Source organism: Phyllobacterium pellucidum, assembly GCF_013327855.1.
GTDB classification, from domain to species: domain Bacteria; phylum Pseudomonadota; class Alphaproteobacteria; order Rhizobiales; family Rhizobiaceae; genus Phyllobacterium; species Phyllobacterium pellucidum.
The window spans coordinates 1,543,570-1,560,260 of record NZ_JABUMX010000001.1 but is presented as its reverse complement, the minus strand read 5'-3'; the positions used below and the strand labels follow the sequence as shown (position 1 = coordinate 1,560,260).

Sequence of the window (16,691 nt, the reverse complement as noted above, 5' to 3'; positions counted from 1 at the left end):
GCCGATGCCGCCCGCATTTATCGGCTCGAACGCCTTATCAATGCAAATGTGGGTCGAGGAAAACGCCGGCTTCACGCGCGGCGCTGATGAAGGCATGCCGCGCCTTGTGCGCAGGCTTCCAGCCGTCGAGTGCGTCGAGGCAGGCTTGCAATGCCCGCCTGTAACTTGGTCCCTTTTTCGTGGGCCAATACGTTCGCAGGCATTCTATCGCTTCCCATACCGTGGACACGGCGCGTTGTCCGGCCGCTCCAACTGTGATCATGACGGGGATGGGAAACCGCTTGTCGTTCATTACTTCCTCCATGGAATGTAGGACAGTCTAGTTGCAACAAGTTGCAGGCTAAACTGACCACCGTAATGCGTCGGGAGTCAGTCTGGTTCCATGACAATCTGGCGAATTTTTCGTGATCGTCATCGCTTACGAATCACTCGGTACTTCGGCGAGCGTATCACCGTTCTTTGGGGCGTACCAACCAGCCATAGACGGCCGCACCGGCGAGGAGCAAACTCGTGCCGAGGAATACCGCGCGCATGCCGATGTGACCGCCGACGAAGCCACCAGCCAGTGGTCCCACAACCTGTCCGACATATTGCGAGGAGGTGGCATAGCCGAGGATGCTGCCGGCCGCATTATCGGGGACATTATGGCGGATCACCGCGGTGATGCACGGCAACAATCCGCCCAGGGAAAGTCCCATCAGGAACCGCAGCACGATCAACTGCCAGCTCTCGGTTACGAAGGCCTGAGGAACGAGAAGCAGCGCCGATACGCCGAGCGCCCCGACGATGATGTTCCAATGGCCCACCCGGTCGGCCAGTTTGCCGAGCCTCGACGCCGAAAGGATGCTGCCGAGCGCCGCCGCCGACATGACGACGCCGGAGACGAGGGTGATCTTGGCCGGATCGGCAACCAGCTGCGCCACGTAGACGGTGATGATCGGTTCGATCGACATATTGGCGAGCATCAGCAGCATGCCGGCAAGCAGCATCACGACAACTGGCCGCTTGTCGGGAATGGCACTCCATCCGCCAAGCCGTTTCTCTGACCGGACCTTGGCCGGGCGCCACTCTTCCTTGATGAAGAAGCTTGTGGCGAGGAAGGTAATGAAAATCACCCCGCCAGCCAGCCAGAAAGTCTGGCGAATGCCGATGAGCGGAGGCAGCGCGCCGCCGATGAGCGGACCGACGAGATTGCCTGCCATGATGCCGGCGGAAAGCGTGCCAAGGGCCCAGGCGGTGCGGGCCTTTGGTGTTTGCGTCGCAACCAGGACCGTCGAGCCCGAGGCATAGCCGCCGAGCAGACCCGTGAGCAGGCGCAGGAACACAAGCATCCAGATGTTTGTTGCCATCCCGATCAGCGACATGGCGATCGCCATGCCAAGACTGGCACGGATGAGCATCAGCTTGCGTCCATAGAGATCGGCGAGCCGGCCCCACAGCGGCGCAACGAGGGCGGCGGTGAAGAACGTCGCGCCATAGGCGATGCCGGACCATTGCACGATCGCCGCGTGGTCGCTGACACCGAGCTCTTCGACATAGAGCGGCAGAAACGGCAGGATGAGCGTCATCGCAACGATAGTGGTGAACGAGCCAAGCAGGCAGACAACGAGGTTCTGCCGCCAATAACGCGATTCCGTTACGCTTTGGCCCGAGGCCGGGCGATTGTCAGTCATGATCTGTGAAGGGGCTTTGTGCGCGTGGGCATGGAGAAACAAGTTCGCGCCGGGAGCCTGGCGCGCCTCTCATTGCAAGAGCGTGATTGTGGGCGTAGTTTTTCACCACTGCGCCGCAAATTGCAATCGCAGTTGGCGACCTCGGCGGCAACAAATCGCACGACCGGCATCGGCAATGATCCGGCACCGCCGCGCATCTACTTGAAGTGGCACTGGGATGTAAGAAGGAGACCATGATGATCAGGGCATTCGGGATTAGCGCGGCTTTATGCGCTGCTCTTGTCCTTGCCGGACCGCTGCGGGCGGAGGAACCCGTCGATTCGGCGCAGCTCATCATCAGGAACCAGATCGCCGCCTTCCTCAGCAACGATGCCGCTACCGCCTATTCGTTTGCGTCACCCACGATCCAGGAGAAGTTCCTCAACCAGAACCTCTTCTTCGATATGGTGAAGCGCGCTTACCAGCCGGTTTTCCGGCCGGGAAACTTCGCGTTTGGACGCAGCAGGATCGAGGGCGAACAGGTCATACAGGAAGTCTTGATCACTGGCCCGGACGGCAAGGACTGGACCGCCATCTATCAGCTGGTGAAGCAACCGGATGGCGGCTACAAGATCAACGGGGTGCAGATCCTTCAATCCGCACCAGGCCCTGCTATTTGATGCTGGCGGTGGTGGTGTAGTCGAGTTTGACCTTGGCGGTGGTCGTCACAGGAATTGCTCTCCCAATACGTTCCCAGCCTGCCGATGTCTGCGACTGGCGCGCATAGTAGCGATAGGACGTGCTTGACCAGTCACGCACCGAATTGCTGCGGCTGTCGAGAATAAGATCGCCGTCGGAGGTGCGTGCTGTCAGGACGACATGGCCTTCATTGCTGAATGGCAGCCGCGCGACGGTCAGCAGCAACGAGGCCGCGGGCCAACCGCGCCGCATCAGCTCGCGCTTCTTCAGGATGGCGAAATCCTCGCAATCACCCGCCTTGGTCGGGATCGTCCAGACATCGTCGACGCCGTTCGTCTGCATGTCGCTCTGTTGTCGGATCGAGGAGTTGACGCTCATGTTTACGGCTTGCAACTGCTTACGCTTTTCACCTGTAAGTTGCACCACCTTGGCGCCTGAGCGCGTGTTGCAAAGGCTCGCATAATGATTGCAGAACGATTGGAAGGCAGGCGGACCAAATCCCTTGCCCTTGAGCTCCATTTCGGTCCCGTCGGCACGGGCGGGTATTGAAGCAAAGACCCCCAGGCACCAGCCTGCGGACAGGATCACGAGCGAAAATATGCGCAACATGCTGTGTTCTCCCAAAGATCGGCAGGGACGAATTGGCGCGTCAGGGCGGTAAAATCGTGTCTAAGATCCTGAATTTGTGAATCAACGGTTAACACGGCGTTACGCACTGATCGTCGCGACTTTGACGCCGTCTTTTTCTTAAACGTACTTATTTATGGTTACGAAAGTATGTACTGGAACACAGGACGCCTCATTACCCGGCGCTTACTCCCGGGTTAGATAATACGGTATAACCCCCCGTTTTGCATCAATCTTTTTACATCGTTTATAAGCAGCATTGTTATGTATCAATACCACAACCTTAAGTTTACATATTTGGCAAGCAATAAAGCCATCAATGGCTAGGTGATAGATAACAACATTACCCTGATGTGTGGAGTTGCTTAATAACAATAACACTTGGGGAAATGTCACATGCGTATAACAAACAACAATAAAAACCAGAGCAGACGCAGCGTTTTATTCGCCGTTATGACGATTTCAACCTTGGGTCTGGTTTCAACTCTCCTTCAGACGGCGCCAAGCTATGCTGAGGGCCGGCGCGCATTGTTTGCGAGCGCCGCACAGTGCAGGCAGCTCAACGACGGTAATGTTGGGCTTTGCTGCTATGCCTTGAATAAACGGTCAATCCTCAGCAAGCAGCAACTTGACATGTGCCCGCCCATGACCACGGCGGCCATCAGCCAGCCATCGAGCTGGACCCATGACAATGGCAACGTATCGGACAATAGCCGCAGCGGTCGTTCAAAGGGCGGCGCGGGCAAGGGCGGTTCAGGCACGTCCGGCGGCACCAATTCGGCAAGCAATAATGGTGGCGGTACGGGTGGTAGCCCGAGCGGTACCGGTGGAACAGGTGGCACCGGCGGTGCTGGTACTGGCGGAACTGGTGGCGCTGGCGCCGGCGGAACAGGCGGCACTGGCACCGGCGGTACTGGCGGTACTGACGGAACGGGCAGCACTGGCGGAACGGGCGGCACTGGTGGTACGGGCGGAACGGGCGGCACTGGTGGTACGGGCGGAACCGGCGGCACTGGTGGTACGGGAGGCACGGGTGGCACGGGTGGTGACGGTGGCACTGGCGGTACTGGCGGAACCGGTGGTACCGGCGGCGACAATGGCGGCGATCCAGGCAATTGCGGACCGGGCGAACACGGCGGCAAGCATGGTCACGGCAAGGGCGATAAGGGCGACCATGGCGATCGTGGTCATAAGGGCGACCGAGGCGACAAGGGCGGCTGGGGCGACAAAGACCACAAGGGTGACGACAAGGGTCACAAGGGCGATGATCGTGACCACAAGGGCGACAAGGACAAGGACAACCACGACAAGAACGATAAGAACGATAAGAACGATAAGGATAAAGACGATCGCGGCAAAGGCGATAACGGCAAGAGTGACAACGGCCGAGGCGACAACAATGGCCGCGGCGGCAACAGCGGTGGTGGCGGCCACGGCAATGGCGGTCACTGATTGCTAATCCAGTCGGTCCATAAGGCATGAAAATAGAAAAGCCCCGTTCTTGCGACGGGGCTTTTTACTGCAACTATCAAACACGGAAATCGACACAATGGATTTGCAGCCGGCACACCCTACGGGCGAAGCATCCAACCTGCGGAGATGACGAGCGTCGTTGTTATGATGAAGACGATGACGTAGGGAAGCACCGGCGTAAGGTAGGGTTCGTACTCCGCCCTTGGCGGAGTGGGATCATCCGGTTCCATCTCCACTACCTCGAAAAGAATGAAAGAGGCCCGGCCAGGCAAATATTCAGGGGGTATGGGAAACCGGGCCCCTGCTGGGGTCAATCAGCCGTTTGAGTGTGCACGCATGTCGGGGCCCCTTCAATTAATCGCCGTCTCGCTATAATTTCTTAGGACCGAGCTAACGTGGACTGGGAGAGACAGATGAGCGACGACGAGCAGGCGATTCGCACCCTCGTGGAAACCTGGTTTTCCGCAAGCAAATCTGGCGATAGCGCGACGATTCTCGATCTCATGACCGACGATGTTATCTTCATGGTCTCCGGGCAAAAGCCCTTTGGCAAAGCGGCATTTGCTGCGACGATGAAATCGATGAAGCAGGTTCGCATGGACGGCGCCTATCACATTCAGGAAGTCAATGTGCTGGGCGAATGGGCATACTTGCGTAACTATATCAGGCTGGAAGTTACGCCCGCCGACGGTGCCACCGTCCATCGTTCTGGCTATACGCTGACCATCCTGCGCAAGGAAAGCGATGGCCGGTGGCGTTTGGCGCGCGACGCCAATCTGCTCAGCCGCGAGGAGGCCTATTCCACCTTCGCGTGATAGTGGATGGGCTCAGCGATGCGTTCTCCTATCTGCGCTGGCGCTGGTCGCGGGCTATCTGGCGCAACATGCTTTGGCTTGCTGTCAGAATTTCGAACAGGAATGCGATAAGCGCGCCGACCAGGGCGAAGACGGCTCCGGCAAAAAGCCAGTACAGCACGTGTTCGCGAAAGCCCGAGCGGCCGATGGCACCGCCGAGCAGCGATACAATCGCAAGGCAGGTCAACACGCCCGCGAGAGTGCCAAACACCACGGCGATTTCCAGCGCGAGCGTGCGGAAGCGCAGGTAACTGAGTTGTGTCAGCCGTGCTGTATTGAGCTCGTGGTCGGTGCCGATCAAGTCCGAGATCTGATTGACGCGATCGGAGAGCCGGGCGAGGCGGGAGACGAAGGCATTGAGGAAGCCCGCGGTACCGGCCAGCAGGAAGACCGGCGTCAGTGCCGTCTCCAGCGTATTGACGATTGATACGATGACCGGCGACGACGTGGCATCCATAAGCATTCCCCCCAATGTATACATCGTTGCCGCCGCACCTTACATTATTCCAGTCAAGATGGCTTGGGCAACACGGACGAGGTTCTTATGTCGCCGGAGGATCCATTCAACCTCGCGCGATTTGTAACAGCGCAGGCCCCCGTCTATCAGCAGGTGCTGCTCGAATTGCGTGCGGGACTAAAGCAGAGCCACTGGATGTGGTTCATCTTCCCGCAACTGCGCGAACTTGGCCGTTCATCGACTGCGAAATTCTATGGCATCGCTTCGCCTGATGAGGCGCGCTCCTATCTCGACCACCCGCTCCTGGGCGGCCGGCTCGCAGAATGTACCAACAAGGTTCTGGCTATCCGCGGGACGACCTTGTACGGGATATTCGGTTCGCCCGACGACATAAAGTTTCGCTCGAGCATGACATTGTTTTCGCTGGCAGGGCCCGACACCGACAGTCCCTACCAACGGGCCCTTGACTATTGGTGCGACGGTGTACCTGATAAAAACACGCTGGCGTTGATCGACAACGGCAACGGCGGATAGCCCGCCTTTACATCTAGCCGAGGGGTATAGCGGAATGAATTCAAGGTTGATCTTCGGGATTTGCGGGCTTGCTCTGGCGTTCATGCCGGTAGCGGCGCTTGCAAAGGACGTGAAATACAAGTGTGCCGACGGCTCCCGCCTGACCGCCAGCTTTACGCCACCGGGCGATGGCTTCGGCACGGTCGATCTCGTCTTCTCCGGCAGCGGCGATACCTATACCCTGCCGCAGGCCCTCTCGGCCGATGGCGGGCGCTATGCCGATGAAAATACCGAGTTCTGGACCAAGGGTAGGGAAGCGAAACTGACGCGCAATGGCAGCAGCACGACCTGCCAGGAGGAGTAGACCGCGTGGAGTCTTCCCCATGAACTGGAAAGACCCCACTTATCCGATCTATTGCATGAACCAGCCGTGGCTCACGACCAGCGATTGTCCGGTCAACGCATTTGTCCTGGAGCCGGCAAAGTAAAGTACGGCGTCCGCCACGTCGTCGGTGGTCGTAAATTCGCCGTCGACCGTATCCTTCAGCATGACATTCTTGATGACTTGCTCCTCGGTTATGCCGAGTTCCTTGGCCTGTTCGGGTATCTGCTTCTCGACCAGCGGCGTGCGCACGAAACCGGGGCATACGACATTGGCACTGACATTGTGCTCGGCACCCTCCTTGGCCACCACCTTGGCAAGACCGATAAGGCCGTGTTTGGCCGTGACGTAAGGCGCCTTGAGTTTGGAGGCTTCCTTGGAATGGACGGAACCCATGTAGATGACCCGGCCATAATTGGCTGCGTACATGTGCTTGAGACAGGCTCTTGTCGTCAGGAAAGCACCGTCGAGATGGATCGACAGCAGCTTCTTCCAGTCGGCAAATGGAAAATCGACAATCGGCTTGACGATCTGGATGCCGGCATTGCTGACGAGGATGTCGATCTTGCCATATTTGGCGATGACGTCGGCAACGCCCTTTTCCACTTCCGCTTCGTCGGTCACATTCATTGCCACTGCAAAAGCCTCACCGCCATCTGCCTTGAACTCATCGGCGGCGGCGTTGGCGGCGTCAATGTTGAGATCGGCAATCACCGGAGTGCCGCCCTCAGCGGCAAAGCGCAGCGCGATCTCCTTGCCAATGCCGCTTGCGGCACCCGTTATGATTGCAACTCTTCCTGTAAAGCGAGACATGCTCCACCTCTTTGCTGTTCGGAAATCAATCCTGTTTCAGATAATCGAAAACGACTTCGCCAAGGCCAAGCGTCAGGTCGGCAACGTAGTGGCTCGCCGAGATCACTTCGCGCACCGGAAGCCGGGCGACGTCGCACATCGCGTGTTCGTAGAGCTGCAGGGCAGCAGGGCCAGACCATGCGCCTTTCAAGGTCACATCCTCGAAATAGTAGCGCACCAGTTCGCAAATGCGCGGCGTGCAATCGACATGCGGAATGATCTTGATCATGAAGGCCGGTTTTGTGAGCGCCTTCCTTAAGGGCTCGTGATCGAGCTCCCTGTGTTTGTAGCCCATCGTTGCCGTGACGCAGAGGACGCTGCCATAGTGCAGCGTGCCGACGATTGTCTCTTGTTCATGGCTGAGCTTTGGCGATGCGAGTTTTTTCGGAAAACCCCATATCTCGCGCCCGCCGGCAATCGGCGAGTTGTCGTCGAGATACATGGCGTGAACATAGCCGCCTTCCTGCACCTCGCCTGATGGCGTCCTGAAACGAACAGGAATGACCTGGCCGGTTTCCGTGTAGTCGCCGAAGCCGGTCGAGTCCGGCATGCGGATAAATTCATAGGCGACAGTATCGCCGATGACTTCAAGCGGTTGGGGCACCACGGCGCGCAAGGCGTCGGGATCAGTCCTGTAATTGATGACCACGAACTCGCGGTTGTAGAATTTGTAAGGCGGCTTAGGATATGCCGGATCGTTGAGCGGCATGGCGAAGGCTTTGGCGCGGACATCTTCGATATTCATGGGTGTGCTCGCTGCTCGTTGGGGGCGGGTTTGATAGTCTAGGCTAAGTCAAACGTGGCGACACCGTCCGGCGTATCGGGGCGTTCCAGCACTTCGGGGTGCCGCAGCGTGCGAACCGCGTCATTGTACCCCGAAGCCCAGTGCTCCTCCATCGTCAGGCGGGAAAATTCATAGTCCTTGGAAGTTCCCTCATAGGATCGTGCGCGATAGATCAGTTGCACGATGTTGTAGACGGTTTCATCGGCCTGCTCGATCAGAAGCTTGGTCTCGTCATCGGCCGCGGCCAGCGTTTCCTTGGGCACCATCTTGAGCAGATGCTTGAGCGCCCGACGTAGGCGCTGGCCCCGCTTGAACTGGTCCGTGGCGGCGCGGGTACGGCTCGAAAAGCGTATTTCCTTCTGGCGCAGCTCTATGCCTACGAGGTCGCGCGGGATTTCACCACGTGCGCTCCAGAGGTCGACCTGGAAAGCCAATGTATCCTTGCGCGGATAGCTCTCAAGCACCCATTGCAGGGGCGTGTTGGAGATCAGCCCGCCATCCCAATAGTATTCCCCTTCGATCCGCGTCGCCGGGAAGCCCGGCGGCAGCGCGCCGCTCGCCATGATATGGTCGGGCGTGATGTGGTGGGTCGTGCTGTCGAAATATTCGAAGTTTCCCGAGCGAACATTGACCGCACCGACGCTGAAGCGTGTTCCCCCTTCATTGATCCGGTCGAAATCGACCAGCTCTTCCAGCGTTGCCTTGAGTGGCGCGACATCATAGAAGCTCTCGGCCTCCATGCTGCCAGCTGGCGAGATGAAGGGTGGCAGCGGCCGCGGTATGAAAAAGCCCGGCGCGCCGCCCACCATGGTGACAAAGGCCTGTGCCTGGTTGACGAAGCCATGGGCCATGTCGCCTCTTGCAGCAAGCTTGCCGAGCCAGGCCGAAGCCAGTGACGCGACGCCAAGCGGCGGCTCGGTGACCGCTTCCCAGAATTTGCGCAGCGCATCGACGCGCCGCTCGGGCGCATTGCCGGCAATGAGAGCCGAATTGATGGCGCCAATCGATATGCCGGCGACCCAGTCGGGGTGGAGGTCCGATTCGGCAAGCGCCTGATAGACGCCGGCCTGATAGGAGCCGAGCGCGCCCCCGCCCTGGAGGAGAAGGGCGATCCGCTCGAAGGGTGGACGATTACTAGTATGATGGGTCTTTTTTCTCGGCGTGCGATTGACGGTCATGCGGGCCAATCCGGTTTATGAGAGGTCGCTTCGATCACGCAGAAAGGATTGCGGCTGGCGTGATGACAGCCGGCATCGATCCCACAAGACTTTTGTCCGGACTATATACAGGAATTCAAAAGCCGAACAGGCCACATCGATGCGACCTGTTCGCTACTATCGGCCCGCGACGGTCAAAACTTGCCGGCGTGGATTTCCTCCTTGCGCCTTGCCACATAGGCTTCCAGCGCTTCATCCACACCGGCATCGAGCGGCGGCTGCTCATAGGTGCGCAAAAGGTCTTTCCAGATCGCATTGGCGCGGTCCGTGCCGCTGCGCCCCCCGCTTTCCGACCAGTTCTCGAAATTGCGCCAGTCCGAGAGCATCGGCTCGTAGAACGCGTTCTCGAAGCGCGCGAGCGTATGGCCCGTGCCGAAGAAGTGACCACCGGGTCCAACCTCGCTGATGGCATCGACCGCAAGACTGTCCTCATCGACGAGAATAGGATCGAGGAAGCTGCGCATCATCTGCAGCATTTCAGCATCGAGAATGAGCTTCTCGAACGAAGCCGTCAGCCCGCCTTCGAGCCATCCGGCGGCGTGTTCGATCAGGCTTACTCCGCCCATGATCGTACTCCATAGTGACATCCCGCTCTCATAGGCGGCCTGTACGTCCACCAGATTTGAGGCCGTCACATTCGATGAGCGGAAGGGCACGTTGTAGCGCCGCGCCAGCTGGCCAGACGCAATCTGCGCCTTGGCATATTCCGGCGTACCGAACGCCGGTGAACCGGTGCGCATGTCGACATTGGAGGTGAAACCGCCGTAAAGCACGGGCGCGCCTGGTGCGACGACCTGCGACAAGGTCATCAGGGCAAGGGCTTCGGCATTTTGCTGGGTCAGGGCGCCGGCGATCGTCACTGGACTCATGGCACCCGAAAGGGTGAAAGGTGTGAGCGCCACCGGCTGGCCGGCGCGGGCCATGGCGCAGAGGCCCTCGCCCATTGGAATATCGAGGCGCAATGGCGAGTTGGAGTTGACGACGGTGAGCGCCGCCGGATTTGCCCGCAGTTCCTCGCGCGTCTGGCCGAGCGTGATGCAGAGCATTTCGATCGCATCCTCGACGCGGTAGCCGCCAAGCGCCCAGCACTGCCAGTTCTTGTCGGTGAGCCGGATCGCGGCAAGGTAGAAATCGAGATGACGCGAATCAGGCGGCAGATCGGTCGGCTCGCACGGACATCCGCCCTCCTGATGGATCACATTCAGTTGCTGAACGACCCGGATATAATCGCACATGTCCGCATAATTGCCGGCGCGCCGCCCCCGGTCGGTATCGTGGACGAAGGCCGGACCGCCGGTCGCGGCAAAGATGAGGCTGCCATCGCCGACGGTCAGATTGCGTGCCGGATTGCGCGCCTGCAGCGTAAAGCTGGAAGGCACGGTCCGGATTTTTTCCTCGACCATCGCCGGATCGAACCGCACCCGCAGATTGGACATATCGATGTCCGCTCCCGCCGCCTTGAGAAGCGTGCGGCTTTCGTCGTGCAGGATCTCGATACCGGTCTCCGACAGAAGCCGCAATGACGCGCGGTGGATCGCTTCGATCTCGTCCGTACTCATGATCGCAATCGGCGGATAGCGGTTGGTAACACCGCCAAACGGCATCTGCCGCACCGACCCCGCGCTCGCAAGGCGGCGCTCGCGCCTGTTCAACATGCTTCGGGCCATGATGGCCTCCTTTTCATGCCGGGTTGCCCCGAACCCTGGGGGATCAGCTCTTGCCGAACCGCGTTACATCGAGATAGCCGTCAGCCATGATGCAGGGCTTCAACCCCTTGCGCACGACCGCAGCAAACGTCTCGTGCGTGAGAAAAATGAAGCCGCCGGATTGCTCCATGATGGCCTGCATCTTCTTGTAGATGACGGAGCGCTTGTCCTTGTCGGTTTCTTTCATGCCGTCGAGGTAAAGCTGTTCGAACTCCGGGCTGTCGAACTGCGACCAGTTGTACACGCCGATCTGCGACGGGCGGAACCAGGTCAGGTTCTCGGATGGATCGACGCCGCCGGCAAAACTCATCAGCACCATCTCGAGCGTCTTGTAGGTATCGCCCGAACTCTTGTCGCCGAGTGTCCAGTAGACGCCGTCATCATAGGTCTTGATGTCGACGGTAACGCCCACGGCACCGAACACCGCCTGGATAATCTGGCACGTCAGCTGGCTGGTCTTGTCGTTTTGCGCCGCGAGCTCGATCTTCAGGTCAGAAACGCCGGCTTCTTCGAGCAGCGCCTGCGCCTTGGCGGCGTCGGCCGGGAAGAGTATCGCCTCCCGATGGCCTATCATCGAAGGCGGCACGACACCCGTCGCCGGGGCCGCCAGCCCGGAATAGGAACCATCCATGATCTGGTTGACGTCGAGGGCATATTGCAGGGCGCGCCGAACCTTTTCGTCGGCAAACTTCGGGTTGCCGAGATTGATCGCGAGCCAGACGAAGCGGTTGCCGTTCATCTCGATGAGTTCCGTATCGGCCGGAAGCTTTTCGCGATAGTTGGCGAGCGTATTGAGGCTGATCTTCGTGTATTGCAGCGACTTCGATTCATAGGCGAGGGCGGCAGAGTCGTCGTCCGTCACGATCTCGAAGCGCACCTTCGGGAATGTCGGAGCAGGCCCTTTCCACTTCGGGTTGGGCGCGAGCGTGATATTCTGTTTCGGTACCCATTTCTCGATGATGTAAGGACCGGCGGTGGCAGGAGCTTCGGTGGTGAACTTGCCGCCTGCCGCCTCGACAGCCTTCTTGCAGACGATATGGCCCATGTAATAGGGCAATGTCGTAACGAAGAACGGCGCTGACGGCGCTTTCAGGTGGATGATGCCGGACCGCTCGCCTGTCACCTCCACCTTGTCCAGCGCATCGAAGGCGTAGGCCCAGGCGGATTTGTTTTCAGGGTTGGCGACACGCTCGAACGAGAACTTGACGTCTTCCGCCGTCACCGGACCGAAATCGCCGGTCCATTCCAGCCAGTCGTTGAGCTTGAACTCGATCTCGGTCGGGGACTTCTGGTTGAGTTCGCTTGCGCCATAAAGCGTCCAGTTCGCCGCGCCCGAGCGCACATCATCAAGGCGGTTGAGCGAGACGAAGAGGCAACGGCCGATCTCCTCCTCAAGCAGCCCGTTCTGGAACGCCGGGTCAAGAACTTCGATGTCCGAGGCGCCGCGTACGACGAGCGTGTCACCCTCCACGGCATAGGAAAGACCCGGCCGCATGGCGAGGGCGGACATGCCCGCCGCGGCGCCGAGAAGGAAGTGTCTGCGATTGAGCGAAATTGCATGCATTGTTCTGATCCCTCTTTTGTTATGCTTGATTTTATCTGTTTGCGGTCTTCGGCAGGCGTTGTGGCGGCGGACCGACGACGGTCAGCCGCGGCGTCAGCGGATAGTGGCAAGCCACTTCGTGCTCTGCCGATATTGCCGTCTGGAGCGGCCGTTCATGGCGGCAGCGATCCTGCGCGAAGGCACAGCGGGTGTGAAATTCGCAGCCGCTTGGACGTGCCGCGAGACCAGGCACCTCGCCGATCACCGGGGGCGCTTCGCGCCGCTTCGCCGGGTTGGGTATCGGCTCGGAGTCGAGCAGTGCGCGGGTATAGGGATGGCGCGGCGCGCGAAAGATCTCGCGGGCCGGCCCGCTTTCGAGCACGCGGCCGAGATAGAGAATGACGATGCGGTCCGAGACGTGGCGGGCGATGGAAAGGTTGTGCGTGATGATAAGAAATGACGTGCGAAATTCTTCGCGAATGTCGAGGAAGAGGTTGAGGACGCCGCCCTGAACCGAAACGTCGAGCCCGGCCGTGGGCTCATCGGCAACGATCAGTCGCGGCACGACCGAAAGGGCCCGTGCCACCGCCGCGCGCCTTGCCTGGCCGCCGCTCAGTGCATGCGGAAATTTCGATAGAAGCGGGCTCACAAGCCCGGCCTTGCGCGCCAGCTCCTCAATCTCCGATCGCGCCACGCTTCCGCTGCGGGCGATGCGGCGTGGTTCCGCGAGGATCGACGCGATGCGCTGGCGCGGATCGAACGAGGTCACGGGGTCTTGGAACAAGAGTGAAGCCTCGCGCCGGATGCGCTTGAAACTTGGCGGCGAGAAATCCGGCAGAGGTGTGCCGTCGAAGACAATCTGTCCCGCCGAGGGACGCACGAGACCGAGCAACGCCCGGCCGAAAGTCGTCTTGCCCGAGCCGCTCTCGCCAACCATGCAAACGATCTCACCGGGTTTTACCGCAACCGAAACGTCGACCAGAATGTCGAGGTCCGGCTTTCTCGAGGGGAACCAGCGCGATGATCGCGGCACCGCGACCGAAAGATTGTTGGCCTCGATCAGTGCCGTCTCCCGCATCATGGCGCACTCCGATGGCAGCGTGAGAAGTGGGAGACGTTGCCGGCGCCGACAGCGACCCATGGAGGCGTCGCGTTGCAACAGCATTCGAGCACCTGCGGGCAGCGCCCCGCAAAACCACACCCGATCCGAACGGGGCGGGGCACTTCGCCACCGATTACCGGAAGCCGCGTCGCCCCAGTTTCAATGAGCGCCGGCTCGCAGGCAAACAGCGCCTTCGTGTACGGATGGCGCGGATCGGCGAAAATGACATCGACCGGACCCTCTTCGACGATGCGTCCGGCATACATTACCGCGACGCGGTCGCAGATTTCGGCAATGACGCCGAGATGATGCGAAATCATCAGGATGGAAACGCCGGCGTTGCGGCGAATCTCGTGCATGAGATGCAGGATTTGGGCTTCCATGGTCACGTCGAGGGCGGTGGTCGGCTCATCGGCAACAAGCAGCGAAGGGCGCATGAGCAACGCCGCGGCAATCGCAACACGCTGGAGCATGCCGCCGGAGAGCTGGAACGGATAGGCTTCAAGCCGCGCGGCCGGGTCAGGAAGGCCGACATCCTGCAAGGCCTTCAAAATCTTCTGGCGTTTTTCCTTATTTGAAAGGCCGCGCTCGCGCCAGAGCAGATCCATGAGCTGGCGACCGAGTTTATGCATGGGGCTGAAGGTCGTCATCGGATTCTGGAATATCATCGCCGCCGCCGGGCCGCGCAACTGGCGCATGGCTTGTTCCGACGCGCCGAGCATGTCGATGCCGTTCAATGAAAGTGTCTTACCGGAGATCTGGGCGGAGTCTGGCAGGAGGCCAAGGACCGAATGCGCCAGCGTCGACTTGCCAGAGCCGCTTTCGCCGATGATGCCGACGATTTCACCGGGCATGACCATGAGATCGACGCCGACGACGGCAGGTACGATGCCGCTGTAGCTGATTGAGACATCGGCAAGCTCGAGCACGGGCGCCGGGTTGACGGGCGTTGCGGTTGCAGGGCCAGGGGTCATGGCTTGCGCTCCCGGGCAAGCTTCGGATCAAGCGCATCGCGCAGCGCCTCGCCAAAGAAGGTGAAGCCGATCGTCGCGAGGATAAGCGGTGCGCCGCCGGCAATGACCGGGAGCGCGGTCGAGCGTATGACCGAGAACCCATCGCTCAGGATGTTGCCCCAGCTTGGCACCTGCGGCTTGACGCCAAGACCGAGGAACGAGAGCCCTGCCTCCAGCGTGATGACAGTGGAAATATCGAGGCAAGCGAGAATGAGCAGCGGCCCGATGACATTCGGCAGGAGATGATTGAACAGGATGCGCGGCGTCGAGGCATTCATGGCCTGCTCCGCCTTGATGAAATCGCGCGACTTGAGGCTCAGCGTCTGCGTGCGCACGAGGCGCGCATAGCTCGGAACGGAATATAGTACGATTACGAGGATGACGGTCGGGATGCCGGGCCCGAGAAGAACGACGATGGCAAGCCCGAGCATGATCATCGGCAGCGAACTCAGACTGTCGAAGACGAGGATCAGCGCGGCGTCGAGCCAGCGTGGTCCATAGCCGGCGATGAGCCCGAGCGGCAACGCGGCGACAAGGGCGATGGAAAGCGCCGATATCGCAACCATCATCGCCGTTTGCGTGCCGACGATAACCCGTGAGAAGAGGTCGCGTCCCAATTGATCGGTGCCGAGAAGGTGGGTGAAGGACGGACCGGCGAGGCGTTCCTTGACGCTGATTGCAGTCGGATTATAGGGCGCGATCCACTGGGCAAAGACCGCGACGACAAGGATCAGGACGACGAGGGTGATACCGATGCCGCCAAGCGGCGTGTGGAAAATGTCCGAGACAACGCGGCCCGATCGGCGCAGCCAGCCGGGCTCTCTGGTTTGCGATTGGAGAGGGTTCGTATCTATGCCGATGACCGCCATGTCAGAGCGCGCTCCTGACGCGAGGGTCGATCCAGGCAGTAACGACGTCGGCAATGATCATGCAGGTGACGTAAAGGCCGGAGGTCACGAGTACGGTGCCCATGACCAGCGGATAATTGCGCGACATCACCGCGTCATAGGTCATCTTGCCGAGCCCGGGCCTCGAAAAGACGATCTCGGCAAATACGGAGCCTGTCAGCAGGCCGCCAAATCCGATCGCGATAACCGAAAGCACGGCAATCAGCGCTTGCCGCAAGGCGTAGCGGAAAATGATCCGGCGTTCGGAAACGCCGAACGAACGCAGCGTGCGGGTATAGTTTTCGCCCATGGCTTCGATCATCGCAGCGCGCACCAGCCGCGCAACGTAGCCAACCCAGCCGAGGCCTATGGCGAAGGAGGGCAGGACGAGCGCCTTCAATTGGCTTATGAAATCGCCAGGCGTGCCGGCGCCGATTGCCGGGAGCCAGTTGAGGCTGACGGCGAAGATCAGCAGCGAATAGAGCGCGACGACGAAGGAGGGAACGGCGACGAAACCGACGGAAAGGATGCCGATCAGCCAGTCCGGCCATTTGCCGTGATGGACGACGGCGAAGCAGCCGAGCAATATGCCGAGCGTTACCGCCCACAGGAAGCTCGCCACGGCAAGTGTCGCCGTATAGGGCAGGACCTCGAAGATCATGGTCAGCACCGGCCGCTTGCTCCAGACGTCTTCACCGAGATTGCCTTCCGCGAGCCGGCCGAGGAAGAGTGCGAGCTGTTTGAGGATGGGCTGGTCGAGACCCATCATCTCGCGAAAAGCCTCGCGCATTTCCGGTGTCGAGCGGGGCCCGAGCGCGACCACGGTTGGATCGCCGGGAATAAGGTGCATCATCGAAAACAGAAGTATTGCCACGATCAGCAGGATGATGGCGGCAAGGCCAATGCGACGCATGATGAAGCTCGTCACCG

19 protein-coding genes are annotated in these 16,691 nt (G+C 60.0%); 5 read left to right on the top strand and 14 right to left on the bottom strand.

Annotated elements, in window-relative coordinates; genetic code table 11:
* Window positions 1–37: 37 nt before the first annotated feature.
* Both HQ945_RS07620 and HQ945_RS07615 read right to left on the bottom strand, forming a co-directional pair.
* Window positions 38–292, bottom strand: coding sequence for a DUF982 domain-containing protein (locus tag HQ945_RS07620; RefSeq protein ID WP_036813520.1), 255 nt, complete (start codon window positions 290–292; stop codon window positions 38–40).
* A gap of 157 nt (window positions 293–449) precedes the next feature.
* Complete coding sequence (locus tag HQ945_RS07615; RefSeq protein ID WP_113281191.1) at window positions 450–1,673, bottom strand: MFS transporter; 1,224 nt, start codon at window positions 1,671–1,673, stop codon at window positions 450–452.
* Between the two features lie 236 nt (window positions 1,674–1,909).
* Between HQ945_RS07615 and HQ945_RS07610 the strand changes: the two genes are divergently transcribed.
* On the top strand, window positions 1,910–2,332 hold the full coding sequence (locus HQ945_RS07610; protein WP_027230738.1) for a DUF4864 domain-containing protein: 423 nt from the start codon (window positions 1,910–1,912) through the stop codon (window positions 2,330–2,332).
* On the opposite strand, the gene HQ945_RS07605 is transcribed toward HQ945_RS07610, so the two are convergent.
* Entirely contained in the window at window positions 2,325–2,960 is a 636-nt protein-coding gene (locus HQ945_RS07605) for a transglutaminase-like cysteine peptidase (protein ID WP_051614678.1), read from the bottom strand. The two genes, HQ945_RS07610 and HQ945_RS07605, sit on opposite strands and share 8 nt — an antisense overlap.
* Window positions 2,961–3,623: 663 nt before the next feature.
* Here HQ945_RS07605 and HQ945_RS07600 point away from each other — a divergent pair.
* Window positions 3,624–4,430, top strand: a complete 807-nt coding sequence (locus tag HQ945_RS07600; protein ID WP_162737217.1) for a hypothetical protein — start codon at window positions 3,624–3,626, stop codon at window positions 4,428–4,430.
* A 119-nt stretch (window positions 4,431–4,549) separates the two neighbouring features.
* Here the strand turns inward: HQ945_RS07600 and HQ945_RS23020 are convergent, their stop codons facing one another.
* Complete coding sequence (locus HQ945_RS23020) at window positions 4,550–4,681, bottom strand: hypothetical protein (protein ID WP_255453086.1); 132 nt, start codon at window positions 4,679–4,681, stop codon at window positions 4,550–4,552.
* Between the two features lie 183 nt (window positions 4,682–4,864).
* On the opposite strand from HQ945_RS23020, the gene HQ945_RS07595 reads away from it, so the two are divergent.
* A complete protein-coding gene (locus HQ945_RS07595) occupies window positions 4,865–5,266 on the top strand; it encodes a YybH family protein (RefSeq protein WP_027230737.1) in 402 nt (133 codons plus the stop codon).
* A 28-nt stretch (window positions 5,267–5,294) separates the two neighbouring features.
* Here HQ945_RS07595 and HQ945_RS07590 read toward each other — a convergent pair whose 3' ends face one another.
* Window positions 5,295–5,762 (bottom strand): DUF2721 domain-containing protein, encoded by a 468-nt coding sequence (locus HQ945_RS07590; RefSeq protein WP_113281119.1) that lies wholly within the window; start codon window positions 5,760–5,762, stop codon window positions 5,295–5,297.
* 87 nt (window positions 5,763–5,849) lie between these two features.
* Between HQ945_RS07590 and HQ945_RS07585 the strand changes: the two genes are divergently transcribed.
* The gene (locus tag HQ945_RS07585) at window positions 5,850–6,296 is read left to right on the top strand and encodes a DUF1810 domain-containing protein (protein ID WP_113281192.1); all 447 of its coding nucleotides are present in this window, start codon (window positions 5,850–5,852) and stop codon (window positions 6,294–6,296) included.
* A 34-nt stretch (window positions 6,297–6,330) separates the two neighbouring features.
* Entirely contained in the window at window positions 6,331–6,639 is a 309-nt protein-coding gene (locus HQ945_RS07580) for an MliC family protein (RefSeq protein ID WP_027230734.1), read from the top strand.
* A 48-nt stretch (window positions 6,640–6,687) separates the two neighbouring features.
* Here the strand turns inward: HQ945_RS07580 and HQ945_RS07575 are convergent, their stop codons facing one another.
* The 9 genes from HQ945_RS07575 to HQ945_RS07535 all read right to left on the bottom strand — a co-directional run bounded on the left by HQ945_RS07575 (window position 6,688) and on the right by HQ945_RS07535 (window position 16,689).
* Complete coding sequence (locus HQ945_RS07575) at window positions 6,688–7,470, bottom strand: 3-hydroxybutyrate dehydrogenase (RefSeq protein ID WP_113281120.1); 783 nt, start codon at window positions 7,468–7,470, stop codon at window positions 6,688–6,690.
* 25 nt (window positions 7,471–7,495) lie between these two features.
* Window positions 7,496–8,254, bottom strand: a complete 759-nt coding sequence (locus HQ945_RS07570; RefSeq protein WP_113281121.1) for an acetoacetate decarboxylase — start codon at window positions 8,252–8,254, stop codon at window positions 7,496–7,498.
* Window positions 8,255–8,292: 38 nt separating this feature from the next.
* A complete protein-coding gene (locus HQ945_RS07565; RefSeq protein WP_113281122.1) occupies window positions 8,293–9,471 on the bottom strand; it encodes a patatin-like phospholipase family protein in 1,179 nt (392 codons plus the stop codon).
* A 173-nt stretch (window positions 9,472–9,644) separates the two neighbouring features.
* Window positions 9,645–11,177 (bottom strand): trimethylamine methyltransferase family protein, encoded by a 1,533-nt coding sequence (locus HQ945_RS07560; RefSeq protein ID WP_113281123.1) that lies wholly within the window; start codon window positions 11,175–11,177, stop codon window positions 9,645–9,647.
* 43 nt (window positions 11,178–11,220) lie between these two features.
* Complete coding sequence (locus tag HQ945_RS07555) at window positions 11,221–12,780, bottom strand: ABC transporter substrate-binding protein (protein WP_113281124.1); 1,560 nt, start codon at window positions 12,778–12,780, stop codon at window positions 11,221–11,223.
* A gap of 31 nt (window positions 12,781–12,811) precedes the next feature.
* Entirely contained in the window at window positions 12,812–13,840 is a 1,029-nt protein-coding gene (locus HQ945_RS07550) for an ABC transporter ATP-binding protein (RefSeq protein WP_162737218.1), read from the bottom strand.
* Window positions 13,837–14,835: an ABC transporter ATP-binding protein gene (locus HQ945_RS07545; RefSeq protein WP_113281126.1), complete on the bottom strand. Its 999-nt coding sequence runs from the start codon at window positions 14,833–14,835 to the stop codon at window positions 13,837–13,839. Before HQ945_RS07545 ends, HQ945_RS07550 begins: the two co-directional genes overlap by 4 nt.
* Window positions 14,832–15,743 carry an ABC transporter permease gene (locus HQ945_RS07540; RefSeq protein ID WP_091947074.1) on the bottom strand — a complete coding sequence of 304 codons (912 nt, stop codon included), beginning with the start codon at window positions 15,741–15,743 and terminating at the stop codon, window positions 14,832–14,834. The genes HQ945_RS07545 and HQ945_RS07540 overlap by 4 nt, the downstream gene beginning before the upstream one ends.
* A 1-nt stretch (window position 15,744) precedes the next feature.
* Window positions 15,745–16,689, bottom strand: coding sequence for an ABC transporter permease (locus HQ945_RS07535; RefSeq protein WP_113281128.1), 945 nt, complete (start codon window positions 16,687–16,689; stop codon window positions 15,745–15,747).
* Window positions 16,690–16,691 lie beyond the last annotated feature (2 nt).

Excerpts from the sequence above, each read along its gene's own strand:
- HQ945_RS07620 (WP_036813520.1), bottom strand. The coding sequence starts at position 292 with ATGAACGACAAGCGGTTTCCCATCCCCGTCATGATCACAGTTGGAGCG.
- HQ945_RS07615 (WP_113281191.1), bottom strand. The coding sequence starts at position 1,673 with ATGACTGACAATCGCCCGGCCTCGGGCCAAAGCGTAACGGAATCGCGT.
- HQ945_RS07610 (WP_027230738.1), top strand. The coding sequence starts at position 1,910 with ATGATCAGGGCATTCGGGATTAGCGCGGCTTTATGCGCTGCTCTTGTC.
- HQ945_RS07605 (WP_051614678.1), bottom strand. The coding sequence starts at position 2,960 with ATGTTGCGCATATTTTCGCTCGTGATCCTGTCCGCAGGCTGGTGCCTG.
- HQ945_RS07600 (WP_162737217.1), top strand. The coding sequence starts at position 3,624 with ATGACCACGGCGGCCATCAGCCAGCCATCGAGCTGGACCCATGACAAT.
- HQ945_RS23020 (WP_255453086.1), bottom strand. The coding sequence starts at position 4,681 with ATGGAACCGGATGATCCCACTCCGCCAAGGGCGGAGTACGAACCCTAC.
- HQ945_RS07595 (WP_027230737.1), top strand. The coding sequence starts at position 4,865 with ATGAGCGACGACGAGCAGGCGATTCGCACCCTCGTGGAAACCTGGTTT.
- HQ945_RS07590 (WP_113281119.1), bottom strand. The coding sequence starts at position 5,762 with ATGGATGCCACGTCGTCGCCGGTCATCGTATCAATCGTCAATACGCTG.
- HQ945_RS07585 (WP_113281192.1), top strand. The coding sequence starts at position 5,850 with ATGTCGCCGGAGGATCCATTCAACCTCGCGCGATTTGTAACAGCGCAG.
- HQ945_RS07580 (WP_027230734.1), top strand. The coding sequence starts at position 6,331 with ATGAATTCAAGGTTGATCTTCGGGATTTGCGGGCTTGCTCTGGCGTTC.
- HQ945_RS07575 (WP_113281120.1), bottom strand. The coding sequence starts at position 7,470 with ATGTCTCGCTTTACAGGAAGAGTTGCAATCATAACGGGTGCCGCAAGC.
- HQ945_RS07570 (WP_113281121.1), bottom strand. The coding sequence starts at position 8,254 with ATGAATATCGAAGATGTCCGCGCCAAAGCCTTCGCCATGCCGCTCAAC.
- HQ945_RS07565 (WP_113281122.1), bottom strand. The coding sequence starts at position 9,471 with ATGACCGTCAATCGCACGCCGAGAAAAAAGACCCATCATACTAGTAAT.
- HQ945_RS07560 (WP_113281123.1), bottom strand. The coding sequence starts at position 11,177 with ATGGCCCGAAGCATGTTGAACAGGCGCGAGCGCCGCCTTGCGAGCGCG.
- HQ945_RS07555 (WP_113281124.1), bottom strand. The coding sequence starts at position 12,780 with ATGCATGCAATTTCGCTCAATCGCAGACACTTCCTTCTCGGCGCCGCG.
- HQ945_RS07550 (WP_162737218.1), bottom strand. The coding sequence starts at position 13,840 with ATGATGCGGGAGACGGCACTGATCGAGGCCAACAATCTTTCGGTCGCG.
- HQ945_RS07545 (WP_113281126.1), bottom strand. The coding sequence starts at position 14,835 with ATGACCCCTGGCCCTGCAACCGCAACGCCCGTCAACCCGGCGCCCGTG.
- HQ945_RS07540 (WP_091947074.1), bottom strand. The coding sequence starts at position 15,743 with ATGGCGGTCATCGGCATAGATACGAACCCTCTCCAATCGCAAACCAGA.